The 16,497-nt window shown below is 73.6% G+C and carries 15 protein-coding genes, 1 pseudogene and 1 riboswitch; of the genes and pseudogenes, 11 read left to right on the top strand and 5 right to left on the bottom strand.

Annotated elements, in window-relative coordinates:
* The coding region (locus tag HDR73_RS04630; protein WP_287136274.1) for an integrase core domain-containing protein at positions 1 to 118 on the top strand (118 nt) is incomplete at its 5' end.
* A gap of 12 nt (positions 119 to 130) precedes the next feature.
* On the opposite strand, the gene HDR73_RS04625 is transcribed toward HDR73_RS04630, so the two are convergent.
* On the bottom strand, positions 131 to 637 hold the full coding sequence (locus HDR73_RS04625; RefSeq protein WP_012298891.1) for a metallophosphoesterase family protein: 507 nt from the start codon (positions 635 to 637) through the stop codon (positions 131 to 133).
* A gap of 65 nt (positions 638 to 702) precedes the next feature.
* Here HDR73_RS04625 and HDR73_RS04620 point away from each other — a divergent pair, with 65 nt between their 5' ends.
* The 7 genes from HDR73_RS04620 to HDR73_RS04590 all read left to right on the top strand — a co-directional run bounded on the left by HDR73_RS04620 (position 703) and on the right by HDR73_RS04590 (position 6,265).
* Positions 703 to 1,236 carry a GNAT family N-acetyltransferase gene (locus tag HDR73_RS04620; protein ID WP_041464518.1) on the top strand — a complete coding sequence of 178 codons (534 nt, stop codon included), beginning with the start codon at positions 703 to 705 and terminating at the stop codon, positions 1,234 to 1,236.
* Between the two features lie 218 nt (positions 1,237 to 1,454).
* A complete protein-coding gene (locus HDR73_RS04615) occupies positions 1,455 to 1,907 on the top strand; it encodes a molybdopterin-dependent oxidoreductase (protein ID WP_434269218.1) in 453 nt (150 codons plus the stop codon).
* A gap of 14 nt (positions 1,908 to 1,921) precedes the next feature.
* A complete protein-coding gene (locus HDR73_RS04610; protein WP_012298893.1) occupies positions 1,922 to 2,668 on the top strand; it encodes an FAD-binding oxidoreductase in 747 nt (248 codons plus the stop codon).
* Between the two features lie 64 nt (positions 2,669 to 2,732).
* Complete coding sequence (locus HDR73_RS04605; protein WP_041464519.1) at positions 2,733 to 3,266, top strand: DUF1697 domain-containing protein; 534 nt, start codon at positions 2,733 to 2,735, stop codon at positions 3,264 to 3,266.
* A 117-nt stretch (positions 3,267 to 3,383) separates the two neighbouring features.
* Complete coding sequence (locus HDR73_RS04600; RefSeq protein WP_012298895.1) at positions 3,384 to 4,382, top strand: oxygenase MpaB family protein; 999 nt, start codon at positions 3,384 to 3,386, stop codon at positions 4,380 to 4,382.
* 78 nt (positions 4,383 to 4,460) lie between these two features.
* Positions 4,461 to 5,753: a DNA polymerase IV gene (locus HDR73_RS04595; protein ID WP_012298896.1), complete on the top strand. Its 1,293-nt coding sequence runs from the start codon at positions 4,461 to 4,463 to the stop codon at positions 5,751 to 5,753.
* An 11-nt stretch (positions 5,754 to 5,764) separates the two neighbouring features.
* The gene (locus HDR73_RS04590; protein WP_041464520.1) at positions 5,765 to 6,265 is read left to right on the top strand and encodes a hypothetical protein; all 501 of its coding nucleotides are present in this window, start codon (positions 5,765 to 5,767) and stop codon (positions 6,263 to 6,265) included.
* 47 nt (positions 6,266 to 6,312) lie between these two features.
* Here the strand turns inward: HDR73_RS04590 and HDR73_RS04585 are convergent, their stop codons facing one another.
* The 4 genes and pseudogenes from HDR73_RS04585 to glgX all read right to left on the bottom strand — a co-directional run bounded on the left by HDR73_RS04585 (position 6,313) and on the right by glgX (position 14,148).
* The gene (locus HDR73_RS04585) at positions 6,313 to 7,626 is read right to left on the bottom strand and encodes a UDP-glucose dehydrogenase family protein (protein ID WP_012298898.1); all 1,314 of its coding nucleotides are present in this window, start codon (positions 7,624 to 7,626) and stop codon (positions 6,313 to 6,315) included.
* A 169-nt stretch (positions 7,627 to 7,795) separates the two neighbouring features.
* Complete coding sequence (treZ, locus tag HDR73_RS04580) at positions 7,796 to 9,598, bottom strand: malto-oligosyltrehalose trehalohydrolase (protein WP_012298899.1); 1,803 nt, start codon at positions 9,596 to 9,598, stop codon at positions 7,796 to 7,798.
* Complete coding sequence (treY, locus tag HDR73_RS04575; protein ID WP_012298900.1) at positions 9,595 to 11,946, bottom strand: malto-oligosyltrehalose synthase; 2,352 nt, start codon at positions 11,944 to 11,946, stop codon at positions 9,595 to 9,597. The genes treZ and treY overlap by 4 nt, the downstream gene beginning before the upstream one ends.
* Positions 11,943 to 14,148: pseudogene (gene glgX, locus HDR73_RS04570) on the bottom strand (glycogen debranching protein GlgX). Before glgX ends, treY begins: the two are co-directional and overlap by 4 nt.
* 207 nt (positions 14,149 to 14,355) lie before the next feature.
* Here glgX and HDR73_RS04565 point away from each other — a divergent pair.
* From HDR73_RS04565 to HDR73_RS04555, 3 genes are all read left to right on the top strand, one after another.
* Positions 14,356 to 14,688 (top strand): hypothetical protein, encoded by a 333-nt coding sequence (locus tag HDR73_RS04565; RefSeq protein WP_012038119.1) that lies wholly within the window; start codon positions 14,356 to 14,358, stop codon positions 14,686 to 14,688.
* Positions 14,689 to 14,802: 114 nt separating this feature from the next.
* Positions 14,803 to 14,913, top strand: a riboswitch (TPP riboswitch).
* Between the two features lie 33 nt (positions 14,914 to 14,946).
* The gene (locus tag HDR73_RS04560; protein WP_012298901.1) at positions 14,947 to 15,597 is read left to right on the top strand and encodes an ECF transporter S component; all 651 of its coding nucleotides are present in this window, start codon (positions 14,947 to 14,949) and stop codon (positions 15,595 to 15,597) included.
* A gap of 2 nt (positions 15,598 to 15,599) precedes the next feature.
* On the top strand, positions 15,600 to 16,497 hold an 898-nt coding region (locus HDR73_RS04555), incomplete at its 3' end, for an ABC transporter ATP-binding protein (protein ID WP_502709175.1).

Raw genomic sequence — 16,497 nt, 5'->3', positions numbered from 1 at the left:
CCGCGCCGCGACCTACGACGCCTGGCTGCATCACTACAACCACCACCGCCCCCACACCGGCATCGGCGGACTCACGCCCGCCGAACGCGTTCACAACCTCACTGGGAACTACACCTAGCCGCGCAGCCGCCTAGTCGCGCGTCGCCGACCGGTGCAGCTCCACGTCGAGCCGTCCCGCATCGGCCGTCGCGGTCATCCACGTGAAGTCAGGCTGGCGGCGACGGTCGGTGGGGGAGCCGGGGTTGAGGAGCCGCAGCCCCGCGGGCGTCACGGTGTCCCACGGAATGTGGCTGTGACCGAAGACCAGCACGTCGGTCTCGGGGAACGCCGCGTCCATCCGCCGCTCGCGGCCCGTGGACGCGCCGGTCTCGTGCGTCACCGCGAACCGGATCCCCTCGATCACGGCACGCGCCGTCTCCGGCAGCCGGGCGCGGAGCCCGGCGGGGTCGTTGTTGCCCCAGCACGCGAGCAGCCGGCCCGCGCGCGCCTCGAGCGCGTCGAGCGCTGCCTCGTCGACCCAGTCGCCCGCGTGGACCACGACGTCGGCGGCGTCGATCGCCCGCCACAGCGCCCGCGGCAGGTCCTTCGCGCGCCTGGGGAGGTGGGTGTCGCTGAGGAGCACGAGCGATGCGGTCACCCGGTCGACGGTACGCGGCCGCGCCGCCGCCCGTTCGCGCCGCGCGGCTCCCGTACCCTCGATGCGTGACCCCCGCCACCCGCGACCTCGTGCCCGCCGACCTCGCCTGGATGGTGCAGCTGAACGACGCGGCCGTGCCCGCGGTCCCGCCCATGGACGCCGCGTCCCTCGGCGACGTGCTCGGCCACGCCGACCTCGCGATCGCCGTGGTCGACCAGGACGCGCCCGACGCGCCGCCCGTGGGCATGCTCCTCGCGATGCAGCCGGGCGGCGCGTATGACAGCCCGAACTACCGCTGGTTCGCGGAGCACGGCGTCGACGGCCTCTACGTCGACCGGATCGTCGTCGCCGACGGTCACCGCGGGCTCCGGCTCGGCCAGGTCCTCTACGCGCGCGTCTTCGCCGAGGCCCGGCGCACCGGGCGCGCGGCCGTCACGTGCGAGGTCAACACGCTCCCGCCGAACCCCGGGTCGCTCGCCTTCCACGGCCGGCTCGGCTTCGTCCGCGTCGGCGAGCTGGTCGACGCCGACGGGCTCCACGCGGTCGCGATGCTGTCCGCCCCCGTGGACCCGGATCCGTCCGTCCCGACAGCCGCCTGAACCGCGCGCCATGATGGACGTGACCCGAGCCCACGACCCGTCCACCAGGAGGCGCCCATGACCGGCATCACCCGCGGCTTCGTCGGCCGCCCGCGCACGGGCCCGGCGACCGCCTCCCGCCCGGCCAGTACGACACCCAGGGCGGCTGGCCCGTCCTCACCGCCGAGGCCGTCCCGAACCTCCCGGAGTCGCGCTGGTCGATCGCCGTCGACGGGCTCGTGGAGCGCCCCACCTCCTGGGACTGGGACGAGGCGCATGCGCTTCCCCGCTCCGAGTACGCGGGCGACATCCACTGCGTCACCACGTGGACCCGGCTCGACACGCGGTTCGCGGGCGTCAGCGTCGACACGCTGCTCGACGCCGCGGGCCCGCTCCCGGAGGCGTCGTTCGTCCTCGCCACGTCGCACTCCGGCTACACGACGAACCTCCCGCTCGACGATCTCCGCGGCGGCCGCGCGTGGATCGCCTGGGAGGCCGACGGCCGACCCCTCACGCCCGACCACGGCGGGCCCGCGCGCCTCCTCGTGCCGCACCTCTACTTCTGGAAGAGCGCGAAGTGGATCGCCCGGCTCACGCTCCTCGACCACGACCAGCAGGGCTTCTGGGAGCGCAACGGGTACCACGATCGCGGCGACCCGTGGCGCGAGCAGCGCTACCAGGGCGACCGCTGAGCGCCGCGGCGCCGGTGCCGGGTCCCGGGCCCGAGCGCGTCCCCGGCCTCGTCCCCGCCGTCCCGGCCTCGGTCGGTGGCGAGTGGCGGACCGCGACGATCACGGCGGTCGAGCACCCGACCCCCACGACCGTCCTGCTGCGCTTCGACGTGCCCGACCGGATCCCGCACCTCCCCGGCCAGCACTGCGTCGTGCGGCTGCGCGCGGAGGACGGGTACACGGCCCAGCGCTCGTACTCGATCCTCTCCGCGCCGCACGAGCCCGGCGTCGAGCTGCTGATGGAGCGCTACGAGGACGGGGAGGTGAGCGGGTTCTTCGCCGACGTCGCGCGGGTCGGCGACGAGATCGAGATGCGGCTGCCCATCGGCGGCTTCTTTGTGTGGGACGGCGCGACGCCGGCCGTCGCGCTCGGTGGCGGGACGGGCGCGGTGCCGCTCGTGGCGATGGTCCGCCACGCCCGCCACCTCGGCGTCCCGCACCTGGTCCGCGTGGCCGTCTCGGCCCGCACCGCGGCCGACGTCCCGTGCCGCGCGGAGCTCGAGGCCGCCGGCGCCCTCGTCGTCACCACGCGGGAGCGGTACGGTGCGCGCGGTTACGGCCGGCTCCGGGCCGAGGAGGTCGCGGAGCTCGCCACCGGCGCGGGGGTGGCGCTCGTGTGCGGATCCACCGCGTTCGCGGGCGGGGCCACGCGCCTGCTGCTCGACGCCGGGGTCGGCCGCGACGCGATCCGCATCGAGCAGTTCGGCCCGTCGGGGGAGTGACGGCGGCGCTCCGACCGGGCCACACTGGGCGGACGGCGACGGAGCCGTGGGGAGCGGGTGCCGCATGGAGCGATCGGTCGTGCTGCTGCGCGGGATCAACGTCGGGCGGGCCAAGCAGGTGCCGATGGCGCAGCTGACCGCGGCGCTCGACGGGCTCGGCTACGTCCGCGTCCGCACGCACCTGCGGAGCGGGAACGCCGTCGTCGACCACGAGCGGCCGAGCGGCCGGGGTGCGGCGGTGGCCATCGAGGACGCGGTGCGGCTCGCCACGGGGGTGACCGCCGACGTCCACCTCGTGCCCGCCGCCGACTTCCGGCGCATCGCCGCCGGCATCCCGTTCGGCGCCGTCGCCGACGATCCCGCCCGTCTCCTCGTCTCGTTCCTCGACCGCCCGCTGGATCCGATGCCCGCGCCGCCGCCCGCCGCCGCCATCGCGCCCGACCTGGTCGAGGTCGCACCCGACGCCGTGTACTCCTGGCACCCCGACGGCGTCTCGGCCTCGCGCGTGCCCCCGGCGTTCTGGCGCGGGCTCGGGGCCTCCGTCACGGCCAGGAACGCCCGCACCGTGGCCGCCCTCGTCGCGCTCCTCGACGCCTGACCGCGGTCGCCGCCCCTCGCGTCCCCCGCACGGGGGTGATGCCGGCGGCCTGTCGCGCCCCCGTTCCGGGTCGGGCGCGCGGGGGCCTCCTCGTGACGCGATGAGGGGGATAGGTTCGTGGACGTGAGCAGATTCGCGGACCGATGGAAGTCCCACATCCTGGAGACGTTCTCCGCGGATGCGCAGGGCCGACCCCAATGGATCCAGGACCTGGAGGACGGCGACGACGCGGGTTGGTTCGGCCCCGGCTCCGCGGTCTGGGCCGTGCACGGCGGGATGCCGACGCTCGTGGCGGGGATCCGCGCCCTCCTCATGCAGACGCTGCACCCGGGCGCCATGGCCGGCGTCCACGACTGGTCGCGCTACCGCGAGGACCCGCTCGGCCGGCTCGCCGGCACCGTGCGCTGGGTCATCACCACGTCGTTCGGCGACCGGGACACCGCCGTCGACGTGAGCCGTCGCGTCCGGGGCTACCACCGCAAGGTGCAGGGCACGTTCGTCGACGGCCACGGCGTCGAGCGCCCCTACAGCGCCAACGACCCCGACCTGCTCTCATGGGTCCACATCGTCTTCACCGACGCGTTCCTCAGCACGCACATGCAGTGGGGTCCGTCGATCCCCGGCGGTCCGGACAGGTACGTCGCCGAGTGGGCGAAGGCCGGCGAGCTCATGGGCGTGGAGGCGCCGCCGCGCTCGCACGCCGAGCTGCACGCGCAGATCGACGCGTTCCACGACCAGGGCCTCCTCCGCGCCGACGAGCGCACCCGCGAGACGATCTCCTTCCTCCGCGAGCCGCCGCTGCGGCCCTCCATGCTGCCCGCCTACCGCGTCCTCTTCGCCGGGGCCGTCGCGTCCCTCGAGCCGCGGTACCGCGAGCTCCTCGGGCTCGACAAGGCCTCGTTCGGTCCCTTCCCGCTGCCGGCGCTCGCGTCGACCCGGGTGATGCTCGGCGTCGCCGGGCGCGTGATGGGCGAGCAATCGACGAGCCACGAGGCCGCTCTCAAGCGCATCGCACGGCTGCAGGGCGGGACGGGCGCGTCGTCGTCCGGCGCCCCGGCGGGGACCTGCCCCGGACGCGGCGACGACGCCGGCCACCGCGCGCAGCCCGCCGCCTGATCCGCTGTCCGTCGCGGCACCGGCCGCCGCCCGCCCAGCGCGGCCGATGTCGGCGGCCCGGGCTAGCGTGGACACGACATGAGCAGGCAGGACGGATCGACGAGGCGCACGTCCGACGCGAGCGCGGACGACTCCGAGGCCACCATCCTGCACATCGACATGGATGCGTTCTTCGCGGCCGTCGAGCTCCTCGAGCGGCCGGAGCTGCGCGGCACCCCCGTCATCGTCGGCGGGTCGTCGGGTCGCGGCGTGGTCACGAGCGCCACCTACGAGGCCAGGCGCTTCGGGGTCCGCTCGGCCATGCCCATGGCGCAGGCGCTGCGCCTCTGCCCGCAGGCCACCGTCATCGGCGGCCACATGGAGAAGTACGCGCACTGGTCCCGGGTGGTCATGGGCATCTTCCGCGACGTCACCCCCCTGGTGGAACCGCTCAGCATCGACGAGGCGTTCCTCGACGTGGCGGGTGCCCGAGGTCTCTTCGGCTCGCCCGCCGAGATCGGCGTGATGATCCGCCGCTGCGTCCATGCCGAGACCGGCCTCACCTGCTCGGTCGGGGCGGCATCCACCAAGTTCGTCGCCAAGCTCGCCAGCACGCGCTGCAAGCCCGACGGGCTGCTCGTCATCCCCGCCGCCGAGACGCTGCCGTTCCTGCACGGGCTGCCCGTGGGCGCGCTCTGGGGCGTGGGGAAGACGACCGAGGAGGCGCTCCTCCGGCGCGGCCTCCGCACGGTGGCCGACATCGCGGACACCCCGCTGCCCGCGCTGCAGTCCATGCTCGGCGAGTCCGCGGGCGCCCGGCTCCACGACCTCTCCTGGGGGCGCGACCCGCGTCGCGTCAGCACGCACCGGGAGGAGAAGAGCATGGGGCACGAGAACACGTTCCACGACGACGTGGCGGATCCCGAGATCGTGCGCCGCGAGCTCCTCGGCCAGGCCACGCGCGTCGCCGAGAGGCTCCGGCGCGCGGGGCTCACCGCCCGGACGGTGTCGCTCAAGCTCCGCTACTCCGACTTCCGCACCATCACGCGATCCCGCACGCTCGCGGAGCCCACCGACGTCGCCCGCCGCATCTACGACGAGATCCGCGACGTGTACGAGCAGGTCGCACGGCCCGGTGACCGGATCCGGCTCGTGGGCGTGCGCGCCGAGCAGCTCGACGACGCCGACAACCGCGCCGTCGCCCTGTGGGACGCGGACGAGGGCTGGCGCGAGGCCGAGCGCACGGTCGACCAGGCGGTGGAGCGCTTCGGCCGGGGGGCCATCGGTCCGGCGTCGCTCCTGCGGAAGCCCGGGGCGAAGCGCGCGACCGTGTCGGATCCGCGCACGGAGGCGGCCTCCCGCGGTGTCCTCCCCGGACACCCGCCCGACTGACGAGGACCACCATGACCGATCCCGCCGCGCCCGCCCCCGACGACCACGTCCCGGCAGGGGAGGAGGGGCCGGCTGGGGCTCCGGCTGCGCCGCCCGTTCCGCCCGCCGCCCCGGCACCTCCCGTCGCGCCGGCATCCCCCTTCGCGCCATCCGGGCCCCCGTCGGCGTCCGCCGCCGCTCCCTACGGCCTCGCGCCCGCGCCGGTCCCGCCCTCCCCGGCCGCCGTCGCCTGGGGCCAGCCGGTCTACGCGGCCGCGCCGCCCAAGGGCCTCAGCCTCACGTCGATGATCCTGGGGCTCGTCTCGGTCTTCTTCTTCTGGACGTTCCTCTGCCCGCTCATCGGGCTCGTGTTCGGCATCATCGGCATCCGCAAGGAGCCGGCCGGCCGCGGCTTCGCGATCACGGGCCTCATCCTCAACGGCCTGCTGCTGCTCATCCCCGTCGCGGTCGTGCTCTCGATCATCGTCGCGGGCGGCACGCTCTTCGGCATCGCCGCCACCACCCCGCGCTGACCCGCGCGGGCGCCGCCCCGTCCCGGTCGCGGGGCGGCGCCGGACGGCTAGGGCCGGCCCATCCCGCGGTAGCGCCAGCCGGCGGCGCGCCACGCGACGGGATCCAGGCAGTTGCGGCCGTCGACGATCACGGGCGTCGCCACGATGGCCTTGAGCTCCGCCGGGTCGATGGCCCGGTACTGCTTCCACTCCGTGAGCACCATGACGGCGTCGGCGTCGCGTGCCGCCTCCTGCCACGAGTCGACGTAGGTGAGCTCCGGGAAGCGGCGGCGCGAGTTCTCGTTGGCGTACGGATCCGTCGCGAGCACGCGCGCGCCCTGCAGCTGCAGCTGCGCGGAGATGCTGAGCGCGGGGGAGTCGCGCACGTCGTCCGACTCGGGCTTGAAGGCGAGCCCGAGCACGGCGATGTTGCGGCCGAGCAGGGATCCGCCGCACACCTCCCGCGCCACGTCGACCGCCCGCACGCGCCGCCGCATGTTGATGGAGTCGACCTCGCGGAGGAACGTGAGCGCCTGGTCCGCGCCGAGCTCGCCCGCGCGCGCCATGAACGCCCGGATGTCCTTGGGGAGGCAGCCGCCGCCGAAGCCGATGCCGGCGTTGAGGAAGCGGCGGCCGATGCGGTCGTCGTACCCGATGGCGTCCGCGAGCTGGGTGACGTCGGCACCGGTGGCCTCGCACACCTCCGCCATGGCGTTGATGAAGGAGATCTTGGTGGCGAGGAACGCGTTCGCCGACACCTTCACGAGCTCGGCGGTCTCGTAGTCGGTCGTGACGCGCGCCGTGCCGGTGCCGATCGCGGTGGCGTAGACCTCGTCGAGCGCCGCCCGCGCGGCCTCGCCAGCATCTCCCGTGGGCAGGCCGTAGACGAAGCGGTCGGGCGTGAGCGTGTCCTCGACCGCGAATCCCTCGCGCAGGAACTCGGGGTTCCACACGAGCGTCGCGCCGGGCACGCGCGCGTCGATCCGCTCCGCGAGCCGCCGCGCGGTGCCGACGGGCACGGTGGACTTGCCGGTGACCACGTCGCCCGGCGCGAGGTGGGGGATCAGCGCCTCGACCGCGGCGTCGACGTAGGTCATGTCCGCGGCGTTCTCGCCGCGCTTCTGCGGCGTGCCGACGGCGATGAAGTGCACGCGGGAACCGGCGGCCTCGGCCGTGTCGGTGGTGAAGCGGAGGCGGCCGGTCGCGAGCTGCTCGGTGAGGAGATCCGGCAGGCCCGGCTCGAAGAACGGGGCGACGCCCGTCTGCAGGGACGCGATCTTCGCGGCGTCCACGTCGATCGCGACCACGTCGTGCCCGAGGCGGCTCATGCACGCGGCGTGGACGGTGCCGAGGTAGCCGCAGCCGATGACGGAGATGCGCACAGAGGAGTCCTTCGCGTCGTGGGGGAGGGCCGCCGGTCGGACGCCGGGCGACCGACGATGCGGTCGCCGGGCCGCGGCGTCGGCACCGTATCACGGTGGGGTGACGCGCCAGGGGCGGGGCCCGACGTGCGCTCGCGCGCCGCGTCCGACCCCGCCCCGGAGCGGCGGATCAGGCCAGCAGCGCCTCCGCGGAGTCCGCCACCGGGCCGAGGATCGCGGCCGAGCGCGCGGGCAGGACGACCTCGTCGGCGCCCAGCGACACGCCTGGCTCCGTCGCGAACAGCATCGCGGGACGATCGCCCACGACGGGCACGCGTCGCTCCTCGTCCGACAGGTTGACCACGATGGACAGCTCGCCGCGGTCCATCACCAGGAGGCGCGCCTCCTCGTGCACCTCGACCTCGACCTCGGCGAACCGGGGGTCGGTGAGGTCGGGGTGGGTGCGGCGCAGGCGGATCAGCTCGGAGTAGAGCGCGAACAGGCGCGCGTGCTGCGAGTCGGCGGCCTCGGCGCCGTAGAGCTCCGACCAGTCGAGCTTCGAGTCCTGGAAGGTCGACAGGTCCTGCGGGTTCGGCACGACCGACTCGTCCCAGCCCATCTTCGCGAACTCCGCGATGCGGCCCTTCGCGGTCGCCTCGCCGAGGTCGTGCTCGGGGTGCGACGTGAAGAACTGCCACGGCGTCGTCGCGCCCCACTCCTCGCCCATGAAGAGCATCGGGGTGAAGGGCGACGTCAGCGTGAGCACGGCGGCCAGCGCGAGCCCGCCCTCGTCGAGCGTCGCCGTGAGGCGGTCGCCCGTGGCGCGGTTGCCGATCTGGTCGTGGTTCTGGTTCGCGACCACGAGGCGGTGCGCCGGAATCCGCTCGGTGTCGAGCGGGCGCCCGTGCACGCGGCCGCGGAACGACGACCAGGTGCCGTCGTGGAAGAAGCCGCGCGTGATGACCTTGGCGATCGCCCCGAGCGGCGCGAAGTCCGCGTAGTAGCCGGTCGTCTCGCCCGTGAGCGCCACGTGGACGGCGTGGTGGAAGTCGTCGCTCCACTGCGCGTCGAGCCCGTAGCCGTGCGCCTCGCGGGAGGTGATGAGCTTCGGGTCGTTGAGGTCGGACTCCGCGATGAGCGTGAGCGGGCGGCCCACGTGCGCGGACAGCACGTCCACCTGCACGGCCAGCTCCTCGAGGAGGTGCGTCGCCGTGTCGTCGACGAGGGCGTGCACCGCGTCCAGCCGCAGCGCGTCGACGTGGTAGTCGCCCAGCCACATGAGCGCGTTGTCGATGATGTACTCGCGGACGGGGCCGGAGTCCTCGCCGTCGAGGTTGAGGCTCGACCCCCACGTGTTCGCCGAGGCCTCGTGCAGGTACGGGCCGTACACGGGCAGGTAGTTGCCGGACGGGCCCAGGTGGTTGTAGACGACGTCCTGAACCACGCCGAGGCCGCGCGCGTGGCACGCGTCGACGAAGCGCTGGTACGCCTCGGGTCCGCCGTAGGTCTCCTGCACGGCGTACCAGAGGACCCCGTCGTAGCCCCAGTTGTGCGTCCCGTTGAAGCCGTTGACGGGCAGCACCTCCACGAGGTCGACGCCGAGGGCCACGAGGTGGTCGAGCCGGTCGATCGCGGAGTCGAGCGTGCCCTCGGGCGTGAAGGTGCCGATGTGCATCTCGTAGACGACGGCGCCGGCGAGCTGGCGGCCGGTCCATGCCTGGTCGGTCCACGCGAACGACGACGGGTCGTAGGTGCGCGAGCGGCCGTGGACGCCCTCGGGCTGGCGGCGCGAGCGCGGATCCGGCAGCGGGGTGCCGGAGTCGTCCACGAGGTAGCCGTAGTCGAGGTCGCCGGAGGGGAGGGCCTCGGCGCGGGCGGCGTCGAGGGTCCACCAGCCGTCGCCCACGGGCGAGAGCGGCAGGCGCTCGTCGCCCACGGAGAGCGCGAGGGTGCGGGCCTTCGGGGCCCAGATGTCGAAGCGGTCGTCGGTCATGCTCGGCTCCCGGTGGTGAGGTCGGCTGCGGTGGATGCGGGCGCGAGGATCGCGACCGGGTACTCGGCGAGGAGCGCCGCGACGGACACGCGTCCGCCGTCGACGCGGCGGCCGCTGACGTGGTCGACGAGCTCGCCCTCGGGCAGCGTGATCGAGGTGGATCCCCATCCTCCGCCGGACTCGAGCCCGACGGGCAGGCGGGTGGCGACCGTGATGGCCCCGCCGCGGTCGAACGCGATCACGTGGGCCGCGGCGTCGCCGGTCGCGCGCACCGGCTCGTACCCGGTGAACAGCTCCGGGTGGTCACGACGGAGGCGGAGCGCGCGCGCCGTGACGAGGAGCTTGGCGGCCCCCGTCTCGTCGATGGCGGGCTCGGCGCCCTTGAGGACGGCGTCGAGGGCGGCGCGGCGCATGCCGAAGTCGACCTCGCGGCGGTTGTCGGGATCCACGAGGCTCGTCTCCCAGAGCTCGCTGCCCTGGTACACGTCGGGCATTCCGGGGGCGGTGAGCTGGATCGCCTTGGCCGCCAGGGAGTTCGACCAGCCCGGGCCGGACAGCCGGTCGTAGAGCCCGGCGACGATGGTGCGGGCGCGCGGGTCGTCGAATGCCGCGTCGACGAGCGCGTGCATGCGCTCCTCGAAGGCCTCGTCGGGCGCGGTCCACGTGGTCGAGTCGCCGGCCTCGCGCGACGCCTTCTCGGCGTAGGCGTGCAGGCGCTCGCGCGACGCGGGCCAGGTGCCGACGAGCGTCTGCCAGAGCAGGTTCTCGAACGGCCCGTCGCCGATGGGCGCGACCTCGCGCAGCTGGCCGAGCGCGTCGCGCCAGGCCTCCGGGGTCTCGGAGAGCACGTCGATGCGGGCGCGCACGTCCTCGCCGCGCTTCGTGTCATGCGTGGAGAGCGTCGTCATCGCGTGCGGCGCGGAGCGGAGCCGATCCTGCTGGCGCGCGTGGAAGTCGTCGACGTCGATCGCGAAGATCGACGGGTCCGCGCCGACCTCGTTGAGGGAGACGAGGCGCGAGTAGCGGTAGAACGCCGTGTCCTCGACGCCCTTCGCCATGACCATGCCGCTCGTCTGCTGGAAGCGCTGGGCGACGAGCGTGGACGGGTCGGCGAGCTGCGGCATGAGCGCGTCGATGGTGGCGACGAGGTCGGGGCGGCTCGCGCGCGCGGCCTCGGCGGCCTCCTCGAGGTGGTGGAGCCCGCCGGGCAGGTAGCTGCGGTAGACGGGGAAGGTCGCGAGGAGCTCCGCGATCGCGTCGGCGGCGTCGTCCGGCGCGTCCTCCACCAGGCGCTCGAGGCGGAGGACCTCGCTGCGGAGGATCCCGTCGGCGATGCCGCGCTTGGTCCCGCGGATCATCGCGGCCCAGCTGGTGAGCTCGCCCTGCGGCAGGCCGCGGAGCGAGGCGTCGAGGTGGTCGAGCTCGACCTGTCCGTCGGGGTCGACCAGCACGCGGTCGATGTCGGCGAGCGCGTCGTACCCGGTGGTGCCCGCCGTCGCCCAGTCGGTCGGCAGCGTCTCGCCGGGCTCGAGGATCTTCTCCACGAGCACGTACGCGCCGCCCGTGATGCGCGCCAGGTCGTCGAGGTAGCCCTTCGGGTCGAGCAGGCCGTCCGGGTGGTCGACCCGGAGCCCGTCCGCGAGGCCCTCGCGGAACCAGCGCGAGATCTCGGCGTGCGACTCCTCGAAGACCCGGGGCAGCTCGACGCGGATGCCCGCGAGCGTGTTGACCGCGAAGAAGCGGCGGTAGTTGAGCTCGGCGTCGGCGCGGCGCCAGTTGACCAGCTCGTAGGACTGGCGCTCGTGCACCGCGACGGCGTCCGCGTCGTCCTCGGCCGTACCGGGCGCCACGGGGAAGCGCTGGTCGTAGTAGCGGAGCTCGACCGTGCCGTCATCGCCGCGCACCAGCTGCAGCTCGTCGAGCTCCGACTCGCCGTCGCCGAGCACGGGGATCCGCACCTTGCCCTGCCCGAAGTCCCAGTCGACGTCGAACGCGTCGGCGTAGCGGCTGGCGGTGCCGTGCGTGAGCAGGTCCCACCACCAGAGGCTCTCCACGGGCGTCGCGACGCCGACGTGGTTGGGGACGATGTCCACCAGGACGCCGAGGCCCAGCTCGTGGGCGCGGTCGGCGACGGCCTTCATGCCCGCCGCGCCGCCGCGGGACGGGTCCACCTGCGAGTGGTCGACGACGTCGTAGCCGTGGTCGGATCCGGGCTCGGCCGCGAGGATCGGGCTGAGGTACACCCAGTCGGCGCCGAGGTCCTTCACGTACGGGAGCTGCTCGGCCACGGCGGCGAGGTCGAACGACTCCCGCACCTGGAACCGGTAGGTGGAGATGGGGGTTCTCAACTGATGTCGCTCCTTGCGTCTGCGGCGGGCCGATCGGCCTGCGCGTGGGTGAGGACGGCGAGGCTCGCCGCGACCGAGTGGTCGGGCTCCACCTCGGGCTCGGTGTAGGCGCGCAGCACCACGAGCGCCTTGGCCGCCACATCCACGACGCTACTCGCGCGGAGGGCCGTCGAGTCGGCTCCGACGCCCGCGGTGTCGATCACGGTCTCCCACGCGTCCGCGTACTCGTCCGACGGGAGCGTGAAGGCGACCCGCTCGTCGTGCGCGTTGAAGTAGAGGAGGAAGTGCGTGTCGTAGATGTCCTCGCCGCGGCGGTCGCGCCCGCGGATCCCGTTGCCGTTGAGGAACATGCCGATGGCGCGGAGCCCGGATTCCCAGTCGTCGTCGACCATCGGGGTCGCGTCGGCGTCGAGCCAGACGATGTCGGGCAGCGGCTCGCCCTCGCCGCGCCGCACGGGTCGGCCGTCGAAGAAGCGGCCGCGACGGAAGGTCGGGTGCTCCTTGCGGAGCCGCACGACCGAGGCCGTGAACTCCACGAGCGGCTGGTCCGCCTGGTCCCAGTGCACCCAGCTGATCTCGTTGTCCTGCGCGTACGTGTTGTTGTTGCCCTGCTGCGTGCGGCCGAGCTCGTCGCCATGCAGGATCATCGGCACGCCCTGCGACAGGATCATGGTCGCGAGCATGTTGCGCTGCTGGCGGCCGCGGAGCGTGAGGATCGCCGGGTCGTCGGTCGGTCCCTCCACGCCCATGTTCCAGGAGCGGTTGTGGCTCTCGCCGTCCTTGTTGTCCTCGCCGTTCGCCTCGTTGTGCTTCTCAGTTGTAACTGACGAGGTCGGCGATCGTGAAGCCGTCGTGCGCGGTGATGAAGTTGATCGACGCCACGGGCCGACGCCCCGAGTGCTCGTAGAGGTCGGCGGATCCCGTGATCCGGGCCGCGAACTCCCCGAGCGACGACGCCTCGCCGCGCCAGAAGTCGCGGACGGTGTCGCGGTACTTGCCGTTCCACTCGGTCCACTGCGGCGGGAAGTTGCCCACCTGGTAGCCGCCGGGGCCGACGTCCCACGGCTCGGCGATGAGCTTGACCTGCGACACCACGGGGTCCTGCTGCACGAGCTCGAAGAAGGTGGCGAGCTTGTCGACGTCGTAGAACTCGCGCGCGAGCGCCGACGCCAGGTCGAACCGGAAGCCGTCCACGTGCATCTCGGTGACCCAGTAGCGCAGCGAGTCCATGATCAGCTGCAGCGCGTGCGGGTGCCGCACGTTGAGCGAGTTGCCGGTGCCCGTGTAGTCCATGTAGTAGGTGGGGTCGTCCTCCATGAGCCGGTAGTAGGCCTGGTTGTCGATGCCCTTGAACGAGAGGGTCGGCCCGAGGTGGTTGCCCTCGGCCGTGTGGTTGTAGACCACGTCGAGGATGACCTCGATGCCGGCGGCGTGCAGCGCCCGCACCATGGACTTGAACTCCTGCACCTGCTGGCCGAGCTCGCCCGTGGACGAGTACGCGTTGTGCGGCGCGAAGAACCCGATGGTGTTGTAGCCCCAGTAGTTGCGGAGGCCCTTCTCGAGCAGCGTGTTGTCCTGCACGAACTGGTGCACGGGCATCAGCTCGATGGCGGTCACGCCGAGCTTCTGCAGGTGGTCGATGACGGCGGGGTGCGCGATGCCGGCGTACGTGCCGCGCAGCTCCTCGGGGATCCGCGGGTTCAGCTGCGTGAGCCCCTTCACGTGCGCCTCGTAGACGACCGTCTCGCTGTAGGGCGTGCGGGGGAGGCGGTCGCCGTCCCAGTCAAAGAACGGGTTGACCACGACGCCGAGCATCATGTGCGGGCCCGAGTCCTCGTCGTTGCGGCTCGACGGGTCGCCGAAGTCGTAGGCGAACAGCGACGGGTGCCAGTCGAACTCCCCGCAGGTGGCCTTGGCGTAGGGGTCCAGCAGGAGCTTCGCGGGGTTCGACCTGTGCCCGTTCTCCGGCTCGTAGGGACCGGTCACGCGGTATCCGTATCGCTGCCCCGGCTGCACGTGCGGGAGGTAGCAGTGCCAGACGTGCGCGTCGACCTCCGTGACGTCCACGCGGGTCTCGGTGCCGTCCTCCTCGATGAGGCACAGCTGCACCGACTCCGCGGCCTCGCTGAAGAGAGCGAAGTTCGTGCCGCTCCCGTCGAAGGTCGCGCCGAGCGGGTAGGGGTTTCCGGGCCAGGTCTTCAAGTGGTCCTCCAGTTGGGTCGACTCGTCCGCCGGCGGTGCGCACGCGTGCGCGCGCGGGGTCCGTCGGGGGCGGGGCAGGCGGTGGATCCGCGTGGGCCGCAGCGGCAGGGGGGGCGGATGCGACGCAGCGACGCACCACGGGCGAGGCTACCGTGGGCGCCCGGATTGGCCCGCATCCCGAGGGCCCCGCAGGGTACGGTGGGTCGCATGACCAACCTCGTCGCACAGCTCGCAGAGAACGTGAAGAACGCCGGAGTGGGGACGGTCTACGGCGACCCCCTCGACATCGACGGCTCGACCATCGTGCCCGTGGCGTTCGCCTGGTACGGCTTCGGCGGGGGCAGCGACCTCCCCGACTCGGACGGCAACGTCGCCGGCGGCGGCGGGGGCGGCGGCGCCACCTGGCCCATCGGCGCCTACATCGCCACCGACGGCGAGGTGCGCTTCCAGCCCAACGTGATCGCCCTGCTCGCGGTGGCCACGCCCGTCATCTGGATCTCCGGCAAGGTCCTCGTCAAGCTCATCAAGACGCTGAAGTAGCCGCAGCCGCACCACCACCGCGGAGCGCGGGTGCCCTCGGGCGCCCGCGCTCCCGTGCGTCCGGGGACGCGCGCCGTCGCTGCTTTCCGGGCGCGTCGCCCGCGCGCTATGCTCGCCGGTGAACACGGGAGTCCGGTGAGCCGGACTGAGAGGAAGATCCCCAATCTTCGACCGTCGAACCTGATCTGGATCATGCCAGCGCAGGGAGGTTTCCTTTCTCCACCCGTGCCTCTTCCACCTCACCGAAGGGCACGTCCGATGACCGCATCACCCTCGTCCACCGCATCCGCTCCGGCCGGCGTCGCCGCCCGCAGCCCCCGCTCCGGCCTCCGCGCCCGCTGGCGCGTCATCGACATCGTCGTGGCCAGCGTCCTCGGCGTGGCCTCCGGCCTCGTCTTCGTGATCTGGAACACGGCGTCCGTCCCCGTCGCGGGTGTGTTCCAGCCCCTGCTCCCCGGGCTCCAGGCGCTCGCGGGCGGCGGCTGGCTCTTCGCGGGCGTCCTCACCGGCATCGTGATCCGCAAGCCCGGCGCCGCCCTCTACGGCGAGCTGCTCGCCGCGTTCGTCTCCATGCTCGTCGGCAACGTGTGGGGGGTGAGCACGCTCCTCTCCGGCCTCACGCAGGGCCTCGGCGCGGAGCTCGTGCTGCTCGCCTTCCTCTACGCGAACTGGCGCGCCTACGTCGCCGTGCTCGCCGGCATGGGCGCGGGGCTCGGCATGGCGATCACGGACCTCGTCACCTACTACGTGGGATCCACACCGCTCTTCGCGACGATCTACACGGTCGCGGCGCTCGTCTCGGGCGCGGTCGTCGCGGGGCTGCTCCCGTGGCTCGTCGCCCGGGCGCTCGCCCGCACCGGCGCGCTCTCGCGCTTCGCCTCGGGCCGCGACACCGCGGCCCGCGTCTGACCGTGCGGCGACCGGGTCGTCGCCCGTCCTTGCTCGAGGCCTCGCGCGTGCCGCTCGCCGGGCCCGAGGCGACGGCCGAGCGGGCGGGCGGCGCGTCCGTCCGAGCCGAGGGCTGGGGCTGGCGGCACGCGGGACGGACCGCCTGGGCGGTCCGCGACGTCGACCTGGTCATCGAGCCGGGGGAGCGGGTGCTGCTCCTCGGCGCGTCCGGCGCCGGGAAGACCACGCTCATGCACGCGCTCGCGGGCGTCCTCGGCGGTGACGACGAGGGGGAGACCCGTGGCTCGCTGCGCGTCGATGGCCAGGATCCGGCCGCCCGCCGCGGCCGCGCTGGCCTCGTGCTGCAGGACCCCGACGCTCAGGTGATCCTTTCCCGTGTCGGCGACGACGTAGCATTCGGTTGCGAGAACCTCGGCGTCCCGCGCGACGAGATCTGGGTCCGCGTGCGGGCGGCGCTCGACGCGGTGGGCCTCGACGTCGCCCTGGACCGCTCCACGACCGCGCTCTCCGGCGGCCAGAAGCAGCGCCTCGCCCTCGCCGGCGTCCTCGCGATGCGGCCGGGTCTCCTGCTCCTCGACGAGCCGACCGCGAACCTCGACCCCGACGGCGTCGGCGAGGTGCGTCGCGCCGTCGAGTCCGTGGTCGAGTCGAGCGGCGCGACCCTCGTCGTCATCGAGCACCGCGTCGCCGTGTGGCAGGACCTCGTCGACCGGGTGGTCGTGTTCGCGGCGGACGGCGGGATCCTCGCCGACGGCGCGCCCGACGACGTCCTCCGCGACCAGGGTGCGTCGCTCGCGGCGGCCGGCGTCTGGGTGCCGGGCCGGGAGCCGGCCGAGCCCGTCCGGGAGCGCGCCGCGCCCGCTCCGCTCCTCCGGGCGGACGGCCTCGCCGTGGGCCGGG

The sequence above is a fragment of the Clavibacter sp. genome, from assembly GCF_014802555.1.
Taxonomy (GTDB): Bacteria; Actinomycetota; Actinomycetes; order Actinomycetales; family Microbacteriaceae; genus Clavibacter; species Clavibacter sepedonicus.
Note: the sequence above shows the minus strand (reverse complement) of the source record. Positions and strands in the feature narration are given on the sequence as shown.

Bases quoted from the DNA above. Each gene is read 5' to 3' on its own strand.
- HDR73_RS04605 (WP_041464519.1), top strand. From the start codon at position 2,733: ATGGAGCGATCGGTCGTGCTGCTGCGCGGGATCAACGTCGGGCGGGCC.
- HDR73_RS04595 (WP_012298896.1), top strand. From the start codon at position 4,461: ATGAGCAGGCAGGACGGATCGACGAGGCGCACGTCCGACGCGAGCGCG.
- HDR73_RS04590 (WP_041464520.1), top strand. From the start codon at position 5,765: ATGACCGATCCCGCCGCGCCCGCCCCCGACGACCACGTCCCGGCAGGG.
- treZ (WP_012298899.1), bottom strand. From the start codon at position 9,598: ATGACCGACGACCGCTTCGACATCTGGGCCCCGAAGGCCCGCACCCTC.
- HDR73_RS04565 (WP_012038119.1), top strand. From the start codon at position 14,356: ATGACCAACCTCGTCGCACAGCTCGCAGAGAACGTGAAGAACGCCGGA.
- HDR73_RS04560 (WP_012298901.1), top strand. From the start codon at position 14,947: ATGACCGCATCACCCTCGTCCACCGCATCCGCTCCGGCCGGCGTCGCC.